The following is a 16235-nucleotide window of genomic DNA, read 5'->3' as shown; positions in this document are numbered from 1 at the left end:
TGTCGGGATCATGGCTGCTTGGCTCCACTTTCCGATGCCCCCGGCCCCGGCGCCGGTCCCGTCTGCCCCTTCTGGTCGCCTTCACTGCTCTTGCGCTTGGCGCGCAACTCGCCGTCCTTGGCTTGGCTGTCCTTCTGCCCGTCCTTCTGGCCTTCGTTGGCACCATCCTTCTTCTGGGCGTCCGGTGCGCGCGAGCGCTTGCGTGGGGCAAGATCGGCCGACGGAGTCTGGTCATCGCGGCCGACGATCACCTTGGAGCCGTCGGACAGATTTGCGAAGCCCGTGGTGACCACCCTCTCGCTCGCCGACAGGCCGCTGGCGATCACGGCGTCATGCTCGTTCTGCTGGGTCACCGTCACGGGCTTGGCCGAGACGATGTTGTCCGCGCCGATGACGTAGCTGAAAGTGCCGATCGGGCCACGCTGCACCGCAGAGGTCGGCACCACCAGCGCCTGCGTCAAGGTCTCGACCTTGAGGCGGACATTGACGAACTGGCCCGGCCAGAGCTGGTAATTGGCATTGGGGAATTCGGCCTTGAGCTTGAGCGTGCCGGTGGTCTGGTCGACCTGGTTGTCGATGCCGGTGAGCTTGCCGGTATCGATCACCGTGATGCCGTCATTGCCGAACACGTCGACCGCGAGCGGCCCCTTCGCCGCCGCAGCGTTGACGCGCATGATCTGCTGTTGCGGCAGGCTGAACCACACCGCGATCGGCTGCAATTGCGTGATCACCACGAGGCCCGTGGTGTCGGAGGCATGGATGATGTTGCCCTGGTCGACCAGGCGCAGGCCGACGCGGCCCGAGATCGGCGCCACGATCTTGGTGTAGCTCAGCGTCGCCGCCGCGTTGTCGATCGCAGCCTGGTCGGCTTTGACGAGCGCCTCGGTCTGCGCGACCAGCGCACGCTGGGTGTCGGCCTGCTGCTTGGAGCCGGCGTTGGAGGCCGCGAGCTGCTCGTAGCGCGCGAGGTCGATGCGTTGGTTGGCGAGCTGGGCCTGATCCTGCGCCTTCTTGGCAACCGCCTGGTCGTACTGCGCCTGATAGATCGCCGGATCGATCTCGCCGAGCACGTCGCCCTTCTTGACGTCCTGACCTTCCGTGAAATTGACCGCGATCAGCTTGCCATCGACCTGCGAGCGCACGGTCACGGTGTTGAGCGCGCGGATCGCGCCGACGCCGTCGAGATAAACCGGCACGTCCTGGATGCGCGGGCTCGCCGCCAGCACCGGCACCGGCAGATCGGGGCGCTGATTGCGGTTGTTCGTCTGCTGCTGTTGCATGACGATCCAGCCGACATAGCCGAGGCCGGCGAGGATCGCGAGCGTGATCAGGGTCATGACGAAGCCGCGGCCGCGCGATCTCTTCGTCGTCCCCTCTCCCGCGCCCTGCTTGGTGTCCGGCTTAAAGAGCATTGACCGGTTTCTCCATTCGCGGCTCCCAGCCGCCGCCGAGCGCCTGGTACAGGCTGACGATGGCCAGAAGCCGTGCGAGTTGGGCCTGCGACAGCGCGTCTTCCGCCTGGAACAGGGTCAGTTGGGTGTTGAGCACGGTCACGATGTCGGCGGTGCCGGCGCGCAATTGCTGCTCGGAGAGATCGAAGGCGCGGCGCGAGGCGGCGACGACGTCGCGCTGCAATTGCAGCCTGATCGTGGTCTGCTTGATCGAGAACAGCGCGTTGTCGACGTCGGCAAAGGCCTGGATGATGGTCTTGCGATAGGTTTGCAGCAGCTCGTCCTGCCGCGCCTTGGCCAACTCGAAATTGCCGAGGATCCTGCCGCCGTCGAAGATCGGCTGTGTCGCGCTGCCGACGAGCTGGAAGAAGGCCGCATGCGGCTGGAACAGCGAGACCAGCGCCGAGCTCTGGTAGCCGCCATTGCCGGTGAGCTGGATGGTCGGAAAGAATTGTGCGCGAGCATTGCCGATGTTGGCGGTGGCCGAGGCGAGCTGCGCCTCCTGTCGGCGGATGTCCGGCCGCTGCGTCAGCAACTCCGATGGCAGGCCGGGCGTCACGCGCGGGCTCGCGATCCGGTCCAGAGAGCCGCCGTGCACGCGCACGCTCTCCGGCGGCCGCGACACCAGCACGGCGAGCGCGTTGACGTTCTGGTCCAGCGTCTGGCGCAACGGCGGCACCAGCGCCTTCTGGTTCGCCAGCACGCTCTCCTGCTGGGCGACGTCGAGATCGGTGCCGGTGCCGGCCCTGCGGCGCTCCCTCACCGCATCGAGGATGCGCTGCGCGCTTGCGATGTTGCGCTGTGAGGTCCTGATGCGGTCCTGCGAGGCCAGCACCTGGAAATAGGCGTTGGCGACGGCGGCGAGCGTGGTCAGCGCGACCGTGTCGCGATCGAAACGGTTGGCGTTCGCCGTCTCCTCTGCCGATTGCAGCGCGTCGCGGTTCTGGCCCCAGAAATCGAGCTGATAGCTCGCGCTCAGCGAGGCCGAATAATTGACGACCTCGCGTCCGCCGATGGACAGTCCCGAAGCGCTCGAGCCCGATGTGCGCGAATAGGTTTCGGATCCGCCTGTCGAGACACTCGGCAGCAGCGCCGCGCCGGCCTGCCGCGCCTGGGCGTCGGCCTGGACGATGCGCGCCACGGCCGCGGCGATGTCGAGATTGACGGTCTGCGCCTCCTCCATCAGCTGCGTCAGCTCCGCAGAGCGGAAGCCGCGCCACCAATCCAGCGACGGCGGCGCGTCGCCCTTCCCGGCATATTTGTAATGCGTGGGAACGTCGAGCGCGGGATCGGGAAGATCCTGGGTCAGCACGCAAGCCCCCGAAGCCGCGGCGAGGCACAGCACCGCAGTCCATCGCGCCGCGCGCAGCGTTCGGAGTGCAGAACCGCGAGACCGCCGCGAGGCGACCACTGGAACTTGCTGTGTCACATCCACCCCCCGCCGGGCAGATCAAGCCGCCGCAACGCTGCCGGATTAACCGATTCGCGGCAGGGTGGTCGGGAGGCTTTGGACGACGCGCTCACAGTGATGATGCTTTCTGCGGAACCTGAGCTTCATACTAGCCGGGCGCGGAACGGCGGGACAGTGCCGCAATTGCGAGATGCCCGTGCCAACGAGGCGGGAGCGAACTGACAAGAATGCGAAAAGCGCCTGTCTCGCAGAGACTTTCTTCATTGCGAAACATTGGGAAACGTAAGCAAGCTTACCAAGATTTCATGTGATATCGCGGCCACACCCGTTGCTGCAGGGTTCGCTTCGCCTCTCCCGCTGCGGCGGCTGAGGTTCTTACCACCGAGGGACAACCGCATTTCTAGACAATCCCCCGCGAACAGGACACGCGCCCTGTCGCGACCCGTTTCGCCCGTGGCAAGAATTGGTCGCAACAACGTTGATCGGGAGCGCAATCGTTTCGTGCACGGGCCGGGGTTGGGCCATTTCCTACTGCAGGCATATCACTGTTTCCGCGGGCGTTTCGGTCGGGTTCGCCGCAGCGCAAAAGCCTTCCCCTTTGGCCTCCCAAGCACTAGGTTCGGGCCAAAGCCGATCAACCCCTTGGTAGTGATTTTCCCCGACATGACCATTCGCAACGACGTTGTCGAAGCCATCGGCAACACCCCCCTGATCAAGCTCAAGCAGGCTTCGGAATTGACCGGCTGCACCATCCTGGGCAAAGCCGAGTTCATGAATCCCGGTCAGTCGGTGAAGGACCGCGCCGGGAAATGGATGATCCTGGAGGCCGAGAAGCGCGGCGAGCTGAAGCCCGGCGGGCTGGTGGTGGAAGCGACCGCCGGCAATACCGGTATCGGTCTTGCCGTGGTTGCGAGCGCGCGCGGCTACCGCACCCTGATCGTGATCCCGGAGACGCAGAGCCAGGAGAAGAAGGATTTCCTGAAGCTTTGCGGTGCCGAGCTGATCGAGGTGCCGGCCCTTCCCTACGCCAACCCCAACAACTACCAGCATGTCGGCCGGCGGCTCGCCGACGAGCTGCGCAAGACCGAGCCCAATGGCGTGCTGTTCGCCGACCAATGGAACAACCTGGACAACGCCAAGGCACATTACGAATCCACGGGGCCTGAGATCTGGGAGCAGACCGGCGGCAAGGTCGACGGCTTCGTCTGCTCGGTCGGCAGCGGCGGCACGCTGGCCGGCGTCAGCCGCTATTTGAAGGAGAAGAACAAGAACATCCGCATCGCCTGCGCCGATCCGCATGGCGCCGGCATGTACGAATATTTCAGGACCGGCGATCCCAAGGCGACGCCGGGCGGCTCGATCACGGAGGGCATCGGCCTCAACCGCGCCACCGCGATCGTCGAGACTGCCAAGGTCGACGATGCCTATCTCATTCCCGACACCGACGCCGTCAGTGCGATCTACGAACTGCTCCAGCATGAAGGTCTGTGCCTCGGCGGCTCGACGGGCATCAATGTCGTCGGCGCGATGCGGCTTGCGAAGCAGCTCGGGCCCGGCAAGACGATCGTCACCGTGCTGTGCGATTCCGGCAGCCGCTATCTGTCGAAGCTGTTTAACGCCGACTTCATGCGCGCCAAGAACCTGCCGGTGCCGGAATGGCTGGAGAAGCGCAGCAACATCAAGCCGCCCTTCGTCTGATCGTCACGCGCATCCTCGGGCCGAAGGCGCAGATCCACAAAATCTGCGCGGTTCGGCCGGCTTAAGCGACCTCCCCGCTTTCCGAGGCCGCGGCACAATAGTCGCGCCAGAACTTGCGGTAGCCCTCCTCGACCCTGCGCGTGTAGGTTTCGACATTACCCGCGGCCGACGCCGCGATCCGGGCCGGCAATTCCGCGCGCAGCCTTGCCAGATGCGCGGGCTGGGCAGCGAATTTGCACGCGATGGCGGCGTAGCCCTCGTCGTCCTCGGCCACCCAGTCGTCGAGACCGACGGCGGCCACGATGGAGCCGCCGGCGCGCGAGGATGCGCCGTGGCCGAGCTTGGCGACGACCGGAACGCCCGCATAGAGGGCTTCCCAGGTGCTGACGCCGCCGTTCTGCGGAAACGGATCGAGCGAAATATCGACCAGCGCGAAGGCTCGCAGATGATCGGCGCGCTCGGACGAGCCGAGACAAGTGATCCTCTCCTCGGCAATCCCGTGGGCGACAAAGCGCGCGAGCAGGCCGTCGCGCACCAGGGGATCGTCGAGCAGCGTATGCTTGATGATGATCTTCGATCCGGCCACCTCCCGCATCACGTTCGACCACACGCGAATGGCCTCGTCGGAGATCTTGTTGACGCGGTTGAATACGCCGAAGGTGACGTAGCCGTTGCGGAGCATGGGAAGCTCCGAAGGCGGCACATCGAGGATGGGATCGATCGTGATCAGGCACGGCAGGTCATAAACCTTTTCGGTCAGCAGATGCCGTGCCGATTGCGGAATGAAGACCGGGTCCGCGAGCACGTAATCCATCGTCCGGAGACCGGTACCGGTCGCGTGTCCGAAGCCCGTGACCTGGATGGGAGCCGGCTTGCGGGCGAAGATCTGAAGCCTGTTGCCCGACGAGTGCCCGGACACGTCGATCAGGATATCGACCTTGTCGGCCTCGATACGATCGGCCAGTTCGTCGTCGAACATCTGCCAGGCATCGACCCAGCCGTCGGCCGCCGACTTGAATTCGGCTGTGATCGCATCTCGTGTCGGCGAACACGAATAGCAGACGACCTCGAAGCTGGCGTGATCGTGATGGCGCAGCACCGGCAGCAAGCCGAACGCCGCCGAATGATACCAGAATTCGGCGGAAACATAGCCGATCACGATCCGCCTGTCGGGATCGAGCTGCCGGGGGGCGAGCTTCCTCTGCGGCACGCGGGCACCGATCGCTTCGCCCCAGGACCGTCGCGTCGCCTGCTGGATCGTGAAATCGGCGTCGGGGAGAAAGTCAAGATAGTAGATCTTCCGCGCCATCAAGTCTGGATCCGGAGAGATCGCCAGCGCGGCGTCGAGATGTTCGATTGCGGACGCGATTTCTCCCTGATTTGCAAAACAGGAGCTCAGCAACGCCAATGCGATCGTGGAACGTGGATTCTGCTCGAGCAAGGTCGTGCAGGCCAGGATCGCCTGTGCGGTGTTTCCCAGGCTGAGCGAGACCTCCGCCTTGCCCCGCAAGGCCATCTCGAACCGGGGTGAAAGCGCAAGTGCCGCATCGAAGTCCGCCGCCGCCTGTTCCAGCCGCGACAGCGCCGAGTTGAGGCGTCCGCGCTGCGCCAGGATCTTCGCCGAATCGGGCTTGATCGCGAACGCCGCTGCGAGCGCAGCCTCCGCCTCATCGTAGCGCTTGAGCTCGAGGCTGACCACGCCCTTGCCGATGAGCGCTTCGACGTGGCGCGGCTGAAACAACAACGCGCGATCAAAGCTCTCCCTGGCGCGGTCAAACCGGAACAGCGCCAGCTGCGCCACGCCACGATTGCAAAGCGCGTCGGCGTAGTCGGGCTTCAGCTTGATGGCGCGATCGTAGACCTCGATGGCCTGTTCAGGCAGGTTCATCTGCAGCAAGGTGTTGCCGAGGCCGGCCAGGGCCGGCGTAAAATTCGGCTTCAGCGCGATCGCTTTCTCCTGACAGACGCGGGCCGCTTCAAATTTCTGAAGCACGAAGTAGAGGGCCGCGAGATTGCTCTGCGCCTCGTGCGAGCGCGGATCGATCGCAATCGCGCGCTCGAGCAGCTGTTGCGCCTCGTCGAGGCGCCCGCCCTGCTGCACGCTGAGGCCGAGCACGTGCGTGGCGTCGAAATGATCCGGAACGGCTTGCAGGATCTGGCGGCAGAGCGCCTCGCTCTCCGCATATCTGCCTTGACCATAGGCGCTCGCCGCGGCGGAGATGACGGCGTCGGCCTGCTTCTTCAATTTCTTCTGCAATCGCGCATTCTGGAATGCGCGCGCGCCGACGCTGCTCTGCAAGGTGTCTCTCCGGAAGATGGCCCAAGGCCGAGTCTAACTGATTCGCGCACCGACCCGGCCGGGCTGCCGGACCAGAAATCCGTCCGGGATATCCCGGGGGTCGCCTGCAGGATGCGGCTCAGGAGCCGCCAGGTGCGTCCGCCCCGCTGACCGCAGCGTCGCCGTGCTCGGCGGCAGCGGCACAATAGTCGCGCCAGAACTTTCGGTAACCCGCCTCGAGCTCACGCGTGTAGATCTCGACATTGCCGGCGGGCGAGGCTGCGATCTGGGCCGGTAAGCCCGCGCGCAACTTTGCCAGATATTCGGGCTGCGAGGCGAACTTGCGGGCGATCTCGACATAACCGTCATCATCCTCCGCGACCCAGTCGCCGAGGCCGACGGCCGCCACGATGGAGGCGCCAGCACGCGAGGAGGCTCCAATGCCGAGCTTGGCCACGACCGGAACGCCCTTGTAGAGGGATTCCCAGGTGCTGATGCCGCCGTTCTGCGGGAACGTGTCGAGGGAAATATCGATCTTGTCGAAGGCCATCAGATGGTCGTCACGCGAGGTGGTGCCGAGGCAAGTGATGTCCTCCTCCGCAATACCCTGTGCGATGAAGCGTGCGACCAGGCTATCGCGCAGCAGGGCATCGTCGAGCAAACCATGCTTGAGGATGATCTTCGATCCCGGCACTTCCCGCATGATGCGCGACCACACGCGGATCGCATCATCCGAGATCTTGTAGATGCGGTTGAACACACCAAAGGTGACGTAGCCGTTGCGGAGCATCGGCAGCTCGGAGGGCTTTAGATTGGTGACCGGCTCCATCGTGATCAGGCACGGCAGATCGTGGATCTTCTCGGGAAACAGATGCCGGGCCGATGGCGGAATGAAGATGGGATCGGCGAGCACGTAATCCATGGTCGGCATGCCCGTACCCGTCGCGTGTCCGAAGCCGGTGGCCTGGATCGGAGCCGGCTTCCGCGCGAAGCATTGCAGCCTGTTGCCGGTCGTGTGGCCGGAAACGTCGATCAGAATGTCGACATTGTCGGCCTGAATACGATCGGCGAGCTCGTCGTCCGACATCTGCCAAGCGTCGACCCAGACGTCCGCCATCTGCCTGAACATGGCGGTGTACTCGTCCGCCCCCGGCCAAGCGTAATAGCAGACGATCTTGAACTTGGCGTGATCATGATGGCGCAACACGGGCAGCAAGGTGAGTCCCGCCGAGTGTTGCCGGAATTCGGCCGCGACATATCCGACCACAATCTGCTTGTCCGGATCCAGCGGCCGCTTCGGCAGCGTCCTTTGCGGAATCCTCGAACCGATTGCATCCCACCAGGACTTTCGCACCGCCTGCTGGACCGCGAAATCCGCCTCCGCAAGGTAGTCCAGCAAGAAGATCTTGCCTCTGATCGCGTCTCCATAGTCCGGTCGGAGCGCCAGCGCGCGATCGAGATATTCAATCGCGGATTCCATGTCTCCCTGGTTCGAATAAGCGAAGCCCAGAAGCGCCAACCCCATCTCCGAGCGAGGATTTCGCTCGATCAAGGTCGTTGCGGCCGCCATCGCCTGCGCGGTCCTTCCCATGACGAGGCAGACCTGCGCCTTGCCCCGAAGGGCCAGCTCGAGCTTGGGCGAAATCGCAAGCGCCGCATCGAAATCCGCCAGCGCCTCCTGCAGGTGCTGCAGCTCGTAACTGAGCCGTCCGCGCTGGGCCAGAATTCGTGGCGCGCCTGGCTTGATTGCGAGGGCCTGAGTGAACTTGGCTGCGGCCTCCTCGTGGTGCCGCAGCTCCATGCTGACCATGCCGCTGCCGACGATGGCCTCGGCGTGACGCGGCTGAAACAGGAGGGCGCGATCGAAGCTCTCCTTGGCACGCATGATCTGCCCAAGCACGATCTCAACCATGCCGCGATTGCAGAGCGCATCGGCATAATCCGGTTTAATCTTGATGGCGCGCTCGTGCATCTCGAGCGCCTGTTCGTACAGCCCCATATGCATCAGCGTGTTGCCGAGGTTGGTCAGCGCCACCGCGAAATTCGGCTTGAGCGCGATCGCCCTCTCCTGGCAGCGCCGCGCCTCTTCGTAATTGCCGAGGTCGAAATGCACGGTCGCGAGGTTGTTGTGGGCATCGTGCAGGCGCGGATCGAGCGCGATCACGCGCTCGAGCAGCTCCCTCGCCTCTTCCAGGCGCCGGCCGTCATGGGCGCACATGCCGAGCAGGTGCATGGCATCGACATGATCCGGAAGGGCTTTCAGAATCTCGCGGCACAGCGCCTCGGTCTCGGCATATCGGCCCTGGCCATAGGCGTTCGCCGCAGCGGCAATGACGGCGTCGGCCTGCTTCATCAACTTCTTCTGCAATCGCGCATTCTGGAACGCGCGCGCGCCGCCGCTCTTCTGCAAAGTGTATCTCCGGAGGATGCCCTCAGCAGAGTCTAACTGATTCGCGAGCTTGGCCCGCCGGTCACCGGAGTCCTATCGCCTCCGGGATTTCCCGGGGCCCAGCGCAATCGTCCTACGCCACCTCCGAGGCGGCGGCGCAATAATCGCGCCAAAACCGGCGATAGGCCGCTTCGACCTCGCGCGTGTAAAATTCGACGTCGCCCGCCGGCGAGGCTGCGATCCGAGCCGGCAGATCCGCCCGCAGCTTTGCCAGGTAGGCCGGCTGCGCCGCGTAGTTGCACGCGATCGCGGCATAGCCCGCGTCATCCTCGGCGACCCAGTCCTCCAGGCCGACGGCGGCAACGATGGAGCCGCCGGCGCGCGACGAAGCGCCGCTGCCGAGCTTGGCGACCACGGGAACGCCGGCATAGAGGGACTCCCAGGTGCTGATGCCGCCGTTCTGCGGGAAGGTGTCGAGGGAAATGTCGACCATCGCGAAGGCCCGCAGATGCTCGGGACGCGAGGTCGAGCCCATGCAGACCACGTTCTCTTCGGCGATGCCCTGTGCCGCGAACCGCGCGATCAATCGATCGCGCAGCAATGGATCGTCAAGCAGCCCGTTCTTGACGATGATCTTCGATCCCCTCACCGCATGCATCACGTTCGACCACACCCGGATGGCCTCGTCCGAAATCTTGAAGATGCGGTTGAACACCCCGAAAGTGACGTAGCCGTTGCGGAGCATGGGTGGCTCTGAAGGCGGAATGTCCAGGATCGGATCGATCGTGATCAGGCACGGCAGGTCGTGCACCTTCTCGGCCAGGAGATGGCGCGCCGATTGCGGGATGAAGATCGGGTCCGCGAGCACGTAGTCCATGGTTTGAAGGCCCGTCCCCGTGGCATGCCCGAAGCCCGTCACCTGGATCGGCGCCGGCTTGCGGGCGAAGACATGAAGCCTGCTGCCGGTCGTGTGCCCGGAGACATCGATCAGAATATCGATGCCATCGGCCTGGATGCGGTCGGCCAGCTCGTCATCGGACAATTGTGCGGCATCGACGAAGACATCCGCGAGAGGCTTGAAGCTCTCCGTCATCTCGTCCTGCACCGGCCAGCAGGAATAGCAGACGACCTTGAACTGGGCGTGATCATGATTGCGCAGCACCGGCAACAGAGAGTATGCCGCCGAGTGGTTCCTGAATTCGGATGCGACGTATCCGATCACGATCCGCCGGTCAGGATCGAGTGGCCGCGGCGCCAGCGTCCTTTGCTGCAGCTTCGCGCCGATCGCGTCCCACCAGTATTTCCGCGCGGCCTGCTGGGCGGCGAAATCGGCCTCCGGCAGGTAGTCCAGCACGAAGATCTTGTATCCGATCGCCTCCGGAAAATCCGGCGCGATCTCGAGCGCGGCGTCGAGGTGCGCGAGCGCGGTCGCGATGTCTCCCTGGTTCACAAGGCACGCCGCCAAAAGCGCCAACCCCATCTCGGATTGCGGATTGACCTCGAGCAGCGTCTTGACGCCTGCCATCGCCCGCGCCGTGTTGCCCGCGAGAATGTCGATCTGCGCCCGCCAGCACAGCGCGAGCTCGAGCCGTGGCGATTGCGCCAGCGTCGCGTCGAGATCCGCGGCCGCCTGCACCAGCCGGGACAAACTTAGGTTGAGCCGTCCACGCTGCAGCAGAATCCGCGGCGAACCCGGCTTGATCGCGAGCGCGGCGTCGAAGGCGGCGCCCGCTTCCGCGAAGTGCCGAAGCTCGAGGCTGACCATCCCCCTGCCCGCGATCGCCTCGGCGTGAGATGGCTGAAATGTCAGGGCACGGTCGAAGCTCGCTTTGGCGCGCTCGAACTGGCCCGTCATCAATTCCGCCATGCCGCGGTTGCAAAACGCATCGGCATAATCCGGCTTCAGCCTGATCGCCCGCTCGTGCAGCCCGATCGCCTCGTTGCCGAGGCCGATGTGCAGCAGCGTATTGCCGAGATTGGTCAGGGTGATCGGACAATTCGGCTTGAGCGCGATGGCCTTCTCCTGGCAGGCGCGGGCGCCAGCGAATTTCTCCAGCGCGAAATAGACCGCCCCGAGATTGCCGTGCGCATCGGGCGAACGCGGCTCGAGTGCAATCGCACGCTCGAGCAGGAATTCCGCCTCGTCGAGCCGCCCGCCGTCGAACGCGCGCAGGCCGAGCAGGTGCGTGGCATGAAAATGATCCGGCACCTCCTTCAAGATCTCGCGGCAGAGCATCTCGGCCTCATCAGGCCTGCCCTGCCCGAGTGCCTCGATCGCGAAGGCCATGACGGCGTCCGCCTGCTTCTTCAGCTTCTTTTCCAGTCGCGCATTCTGGTATGCGCGCACGCCGGCACTGCTCTGCAAGGTCTCTCTCCGGAGATGGTCCGAAAAGAGGCAAGCCGATTCGGATGGTGCCAGGCTTGCGGTCAGACCGGCGAGGCCGCGGGTCGCCGGACTCAGCGCAGAATCTGGCTCAGGAACAGCTTGGTGCGGGCGTGCTGCGGGGCGGCGAAGAACTCGTTCGGAGTGTTGGCCTCGATGATCTGCCCGGCGTCCATGAACACGACGCGGTTGGCGACCTCGCGGGCAAAGCCCATCTCGTGAGTGACGACCAGCATGGTCATGCCTTCCTCGGCGAGGTCGACCATGGTGTCGAGCACCTCCTTGACCATCTCGGGGTCGAGCGCCGAGGTCGGCTCGTCGAACAGCATCACCTTCGGGTTCATGGTCAGGGCTCGCGCGATCGCGACGCGCTGCTGCTGGCCGCCGGACATCTGACCCGGAAACTTGTTGGCCTGGTGCGGGATCTTGACGCGCTCGAGGAACTTCATCGCCGTCACCTCGGCGTCCTTCTTGGGGATGTTGCGGACCCAGATCGGCGCCAACGTGCAATTGTCGAGCACGGTCAGATGCGGGAACAGGTTGAAGCTTTGGAACACCATGCCGACTTCACGGCGGACCGCGTCGACGTGCTTGAGGTTCGGCCCGAGCTCGATGCCGTCGACGACGATCTCGCCTTCCTGGAATTCCTCCAGCGCATTGATGCAGCGGATCAGCGTGGACTTGCCCGAGCCCGAGGGGCCGCAGATCACGATGCGTTCGCCCTTCTGCACCGCGAGATCGACGTCACGCAGGACGTGGAATTCGCCGTACCATTTGTTCAGGCCGGAAATCTTGACGATGGGCTCGGACATGGTGGCCTCGATCAGTTGCGGCGGTGGGCGTTGAGGCGGTGCTCGACGAACAAGGAATAGCGCGACATGCCAAAGCAGAACAGGAAGTAGATGATCCCGGCGAAGGCGAAGCCGGTGAACGCCGTCGACGGCGTCGACCATTTCGGATCCGCGAACGAGGCGCGCAGCGAGCCGAGCAGATCGAACAGCGCCACGATCGAGACCAGCGAGGTGTCCTTGAACAGCGAGATGAAGCTGTTGACGAGGTTCGGAATGACGTGCCGCAGCCCCTGCGGCAGCACGATCAGCGAGGTCGTCTTCCACCAGGACAGTCCGAGGGCGGCGGCCGCCTCGCTCTGCCCGCGCGGGATGGCCGCGAGCCCGCCGCGGACGTTCTCGGCCTGATAGGCGCCGGTGAACAGCGCGATGCCGATCAGCGCACGCACCAAGCCGTCGACGGTGAAATTGCCGGGAAGGAACAGCGGCAGCATGTAGGTTGCGAAGAACAGCACGGTGATCAGCGGCACGCCGCGCCAGAACTCGATGAAGGCGATCGAGAAGATCCGGATCAAGGGAATGGTCGAGCGGCGGCCGAGCGCGAGCGCGATGCCGATCGGCAGCGAGGTGACGATGCCGGTGACGGAGACCACCAGCGTCACCAGGAGGCCGCCCCACAGATTCGTCGTCACGATCGGCAATCCGCCGTGGTCGAGGTCCATCAGCCTGATGACGATGGCGATGGCAATGAAGGTGGCGATGCTCGATGCCAGAGCCCGCCCGCCGGTGCGAACACCACCGCCGAGAACGAAGGCGATCAGGCAGACGATCGCGCCCGTGACGGCGAAATCTGCCCAGACCGGCTGGCCCGTGCCCTGGATATAATCGCGCAGCCAGGTGAGCGGAAAGATCAGCCAATGGATCACCGTGCCGAGCAGCACGATGAGGCTCCCGAGCACCCACAGCAGCGGACCGACCGCGGAGGTCCTGCTCGAGGTGAGCAGCGCCTGTCCGGCACCGACGATGCTCTCGTCGAACAATTGCAGCAGGCCGGCCGTCCAGCTCAGCCCGAAGCCCTTGATGCCTCCGCCGTGCAGCAGGAAGAACGCCACCACCGGAAAGGCGACGAAGAACAGGCCGGCATTCAGGCTCTTCGCCGGCAGCCGCGGAATGAGCAGCGGCAACAGTAGGACCACTGCAAGCAACAGCGTCAAGTTCACCCGCCAACGCTCGGCCTCGGGATAGAAGCCGTAGATCAGTTGCGGGAGCTTCGCCTGGATGTAGGGCCAGCAGGCGCCGACCGCAAAGCCGGCGTTCTCGGCGAGGCACGCGGTGCGGTCCTTACCGCTCCAGACCGCATCGACCAACAGGAACTTGACGGAGGGAACAATGGTGAACCAGAGCAGCAAGGCGCCGACGATCGTCAGCAGGATGTTGGTCGGCGAGTTGAACAGGCGCGTGCGCATCAGGCCGATGAAGCCCGTGGTCTTCACCGGCGCCGGACGCTCGGCGAGCAGGTCCTGGCGGACGAAGCTGGACGAGATGACATCGCTCATGCGCCGAGGCTCCGGCTGACACGCCAACCGTAGACGCTCATGATCGCGCTGGTCAGGAGCGAGATCAGGAGATAGACGCCCATCGTCATGGCGATGATCTCGATCGCCTGCCCGGTCTGGCTCAGTGACGTGCCGGCAAACACCGACACCAGGTCAGGATAGCCGATCGCGACCGCCAGCGATGAGTTCTTGGTGAGATTGAGGTACTGGTTGGTCAGCGGCGGCACGATGACGCGCATGGCCTGCGGCACGACGATGAGGCGGAGCGTTGCGCCGCGGCTGAGGCCGAGCGAAGATCCCGCCTCCATCTGCCCCTTGTGAACGGACAGGATGCCAGCGCGCACGATCTCGGCGATGAAGGCGGCGGTATAGGTCGCCAGCGCCACCGTCAGCGCCACGAATTCCGGGATGATGCGTGAGCCGCCGGCGAAGTTGAACCCCCTCAGCTGCGGCAGCTCGAAGGTGAAAGGCAGACCGAAGACCAGCATCGTGGCCAGCGGAAGCGCGAACAGCAGGGCCAGCACGGAAGGCCAGATGCGGATCACCTGCCCGCGCTGAAACAGCGCTCGCCTTGCGTAGACGCGCAGCGCCAGTGAGGCGACGATGCCGAGCGCCAGCACCGCCAGGAACGGCGCGAGACCGCTCTGACCGATCGGGCTGGGAATGACGAGGCCTCGATTGCTGATGAAGGCAATGCCGAACAGGGAAATGCTCTGCCGCGGATTTGGCAGGGCCGCGAGCACCGCCAGGTACCAGAACAGGATCTGGAACAGCAGTGGCAGGTTGCGGATGACCTCGACATAGATCTCGCCGACCCGCGACAGCAGCCAATTGGGCGACAGCCGGCACAGCGCGACGATGAAGCCGATCACCGTGGCGAAGACAATGCCCACCACGGAGACCACGAGCGTATTCAACAGTCCGACCACGAACACGCGCAGGAACGTGTCCGAGCCGGTATAGGAGATCAGGGTCTGATTGACGTCGAAGCCGGCATTGTTCCTGAGGAAGCCGAAGCCGGCGGCGATATGCTGGTTCTCGAGATTGGCCCGCGCATTGGAGACGATCTCGTAGCCGATCCAGCCCAGGATCGCCGCGAAGGCAAACTGGACGGCAACGCCGTTCCAGCCTGCCTTGCCGCCCAGAATGCGCCGTATCTTCAGCGCGATCTGGGGCGGCGGTTTTCGAGCCTCGGTGCTCATGCCGCTGCCGGCCGATCAGGGCTGATCAGCGGATCGGCGGCGCGTACTGAAGACCGCCCTTGTTCCAGAGATTGTTGACACCGCGATTGATGCCGAGCGGCGAACCGGCGCCGACGGTGCGATCGAACACCTCACCGTAATTGCCGACGGTCTTGACGATCCGCACCACCCAATCCTTGGTCAGGCCGAGCTGTTCGCCGAAATTGCCGTCGCTGCCGAGCACGCGCTTCAGCTCGGGATTTTCCAGCTTCGCCTTCTCGTCGATGTTCTTCGAGGTCACGCCGAGCTCTTCGGCGGTGAGCATCGCGAACAGCGTCCATTTCACGATGTCGAACCACTGGTCGTCGCCGTGCCGCACCATCGGACCGAGCGGCTCCTTCGAGATGATCTCGGGCAGCACCATGTGGTCGTTGGGGCTGGCGAGCTTGAGGCGGTTGGCGTACAGGCCCGACTGGTCGGTGGTGAAGACGTCGCAGCGGCCGGCCTCATAGGCCTTGACGGTCTCGTCGTTGGTGGCGAACGCGATCACCTCGTACTTCATGTTGTTGGCCTTGAAGTAGTCGGCGAGATTCTGCTCAGTGGTGGTGCCGGTCTGCACGCAGACCGATGCACTGTTGAGCTCGAGCGCCGAATTCACCTTGAGCGACTTCTTCACCATGAAGCCCTGCCCGTCGTAATAGGTCACGCCGGTGAAATTGGCGCCGAGCGAGGTGTCGCGCGAGATGGTCCAGGTGGTGTTGCGCGAGAGCACGTCGACCTCGCCGGATTGCAGCGCGGTGAAGCGGTCCTTGGCGGACAGCGGCACGAACTTGACCTTGGTCGGATCGTTGAAGATGGCGCCGGCAATGGCGCGGCAGACGTCGACGTCGATGCCGGTCCAGTTGCCCTTGTCGTCGGGCGAGGAGAAGCCCGGCAGGCCCTGGCTGACGCCGCAGGACAGCATGCCCCGATCCTTGACGGTCTTGAGCGTTTGCGCATCGGCGGCTTGGGCGGTGAGGCCGGCGGCGAGAGCAAGGGAGAGAGCCAGGGTTACGCGTTTCATGGGCTTTGGGCCTTTCAAGGTCGTCTCAAGGTCAGGA

General features: G+C 64.4%; 10 protein-coding genes. 1 reads left to right on the top strand and 9 read right to left on the bottom strand.

All coding sequences use genetic code 11. The annotated features are described in order from the left end of the window. Positions 1-8: 8 nt before the first annotated feature. On the bottom strand, positions 9-1412 hold the full coding sequence (locus I6F09_RS20255; protein ID WP_225188875.1) for an efflux RND transporter periplasmic adaptor subunit: 1404 nt from the start codon (positions 1410-1412) through the stop codon (positions 9-11). Further along, the gene (locus I6F09_RS20250; RefSeq protein ID WP_225188874.1) at positions 1402-2886 is read right to left on the bottom strand and encodes an efflux transporter outer membrane subunit; all 1485 of its coding nucleotides are present in this window, start codon (positions 2884-2886) and stop codon (positions 1402-1404) included. The genes I6F09_RS20255 and I6F09_RS20250 overlap by 11 nt, the downstream gene beginning before the upstream one ends. A gap of 639 nt (positions 2887-3525) precedes the next feature. Between I6F09_RS20250 and I6F09_RS20245 the strand changes: the two genes are divergently transcribed. After that, positions 3526-4560: a cysteine synthase A gene (locus tag I6F09_RS20245; RefSeq protein ID WP_035999544.1), complete on the top strand. Its 1035-nt coding sequence runs from the start codon at positions 3526-3528 to the stop codon at positions 4558-4560. Between the two features lie 61 nt (positions 4561-4621). Here the strand turns inward: I6F09_RS20245 and I6F09_RS20240 are convergent, their stop codons facing one another. The 7 genes from I6F09_RS20240 to I6F09_RS20210 all read right to left on the bottom strand — a co-directional run bounded on the left by I6F09_RS20240 (position 4622) and on the right by I6F09_RS20210 (position 16198). Further along, positions 4622-6859, bottom strand: a complete 2238-nt coding sequence (locus I6F09_RS20240; RefSeq protein WP_225188873.1) for a tetratricopeptide repeat protein — start codon at positions 6857-6859, stop codon at positions 4622-4624. 118 nt (positions 6860-6977) lie between these two features. Beyond that, the gene (locus tag I6F09_RS20235) at positions 6978-9248 is read right to left on the bottom strand and encodes a tetratricopeptide repeat protein (RefSeq protein WP_225188872.1); all 2271 of its coding nucleotides are present in this window, start codon (positions 9246-9248) and stop codon (positions 6978-6980) included. Positions 9249-9360: 112 nt separating this feature from the next. Then, positions 9361-11592, bottom strand: a complete 2232-nt coding sequence (locus tag I6F09_RS20230) for a tetratricopeptide repeat protein (protein WP_225188871.1) — start codon at positions 11590-11592, stop codon at positions 9361-9363. A 92-nt stretch (positions 11593-11684) separates the two neighbouring features. Next, entirely contained in the window at positions 11685-12422 is a 738-nt protein-coding gene (locus tag I6F09_RS20225) for an amino acid ABC transporter ATP-binding protein (RefSeq protein ID WP_035999552.1), read from the bottom strand. A gap of 11 nt (positions 12423-12433) precedes the next feature. Beyond that, positions 12434-13954, bottom strand: coding sequence for an amino acid ABC transporter permease (locus I6F09_RS20220; protein WP_057029156.1), 1521 nt, complete (start codon positions 13952-13954; stop codon positions 12434-12436). Continuing rightward, on the bottom strand, positions 13951-15156 hold the full coding sequence (locus I6F09_RS20215; protein ID WP_225188870.1) for an ABC transporter permease subunit: 1206 nt from the start codon (positions 15154-15156) through the stop codon (positions 13951-13953). Before I6F09_RS20215 ends, I6F09_RS20220 begins: the two co-directional genes overlap by 4 nt. A 25-nt stretch (positions 15157-15181) precedes the next feature. Continuing rightward, positions 15182-16198: an amino acid ABC transporter substrate-binding protein gene (locus I6F09_RS20210; RefSeq protein WP_035999559.1), complete on the bottom strand. Its 1017-nt coding sequence runs from the start codon at positions 16196-16198 to the stop codon at positions 15182-15184. Positions 16199-16235 lie beyond the last annotated feature (37 nt).

The organism is Bradyrhizobium sp. IC3195 (genome assembly GCF_020193585.1).
In the GTDB taxonomy this organism is placed as follows: domain Bacteria; phylum Pseudomonadota; class Alphaproteobacteria; order Rhizobiales; family Xanthobacteraceae; genus Bradyrhizobium; species Bradyrhizobium yuanmingense.
The sequence above is the reverse complement of the archived record's forward strand: the minus strand, read 5'-3'. Positions and strand labels throughout refer to the sequence as shown.

What these genes read in the sequence shown, in the direction of transcription:
- I6F09_RS20255 (WP_225188875.1), bottom strand. Translation starts at nt 1,412, where the DNA reads ATGCTCTTTAAGCCGGACACCAAGCAGGGCGCGGGAGAGGGGACGACG.
- I6F09_RS20215 (WP_225188870.1), bottom strand. Translation starts at nt 15,156, where the DNA reads ATGAGCACCGAGGCTCGAAAACCGCCGCCCCAGATCGCGCTGAAGATA.
- I6F09_RS20210 (WP_035999559.1), bottom strand. Translation starts at nt 16,198, where the DNA reads ATGAAACGCGTAACCCTGGCTCTCTCCCTTGCTCTCGCCGCCGGCCTC.
- I6F09_RS20220 (WP_057029156.1), bottom strand. Translation starts at nt 13,954, where the DNA reads ATGAGCGATGTCATCTCGTCCAGCTTCGTCCGCCAGGACCTGCTCGCC.
- I6F09_RS20225 (WP_035999552.1), bottom strand. Translation starts at nt 12,422, where the DNA reads ATGTCCGAGCCCATCGTCAAGATTTCCGGCCTGAACAAATGGTACGGC.
- I6F09_RS20245 (WP_035999544.1), top strand. Translation starts at nt 3,526, where the DNA reads ATGACCATTCGCAACGACGTTGTCGAAGCCATCGGCAACACCCCCCTG.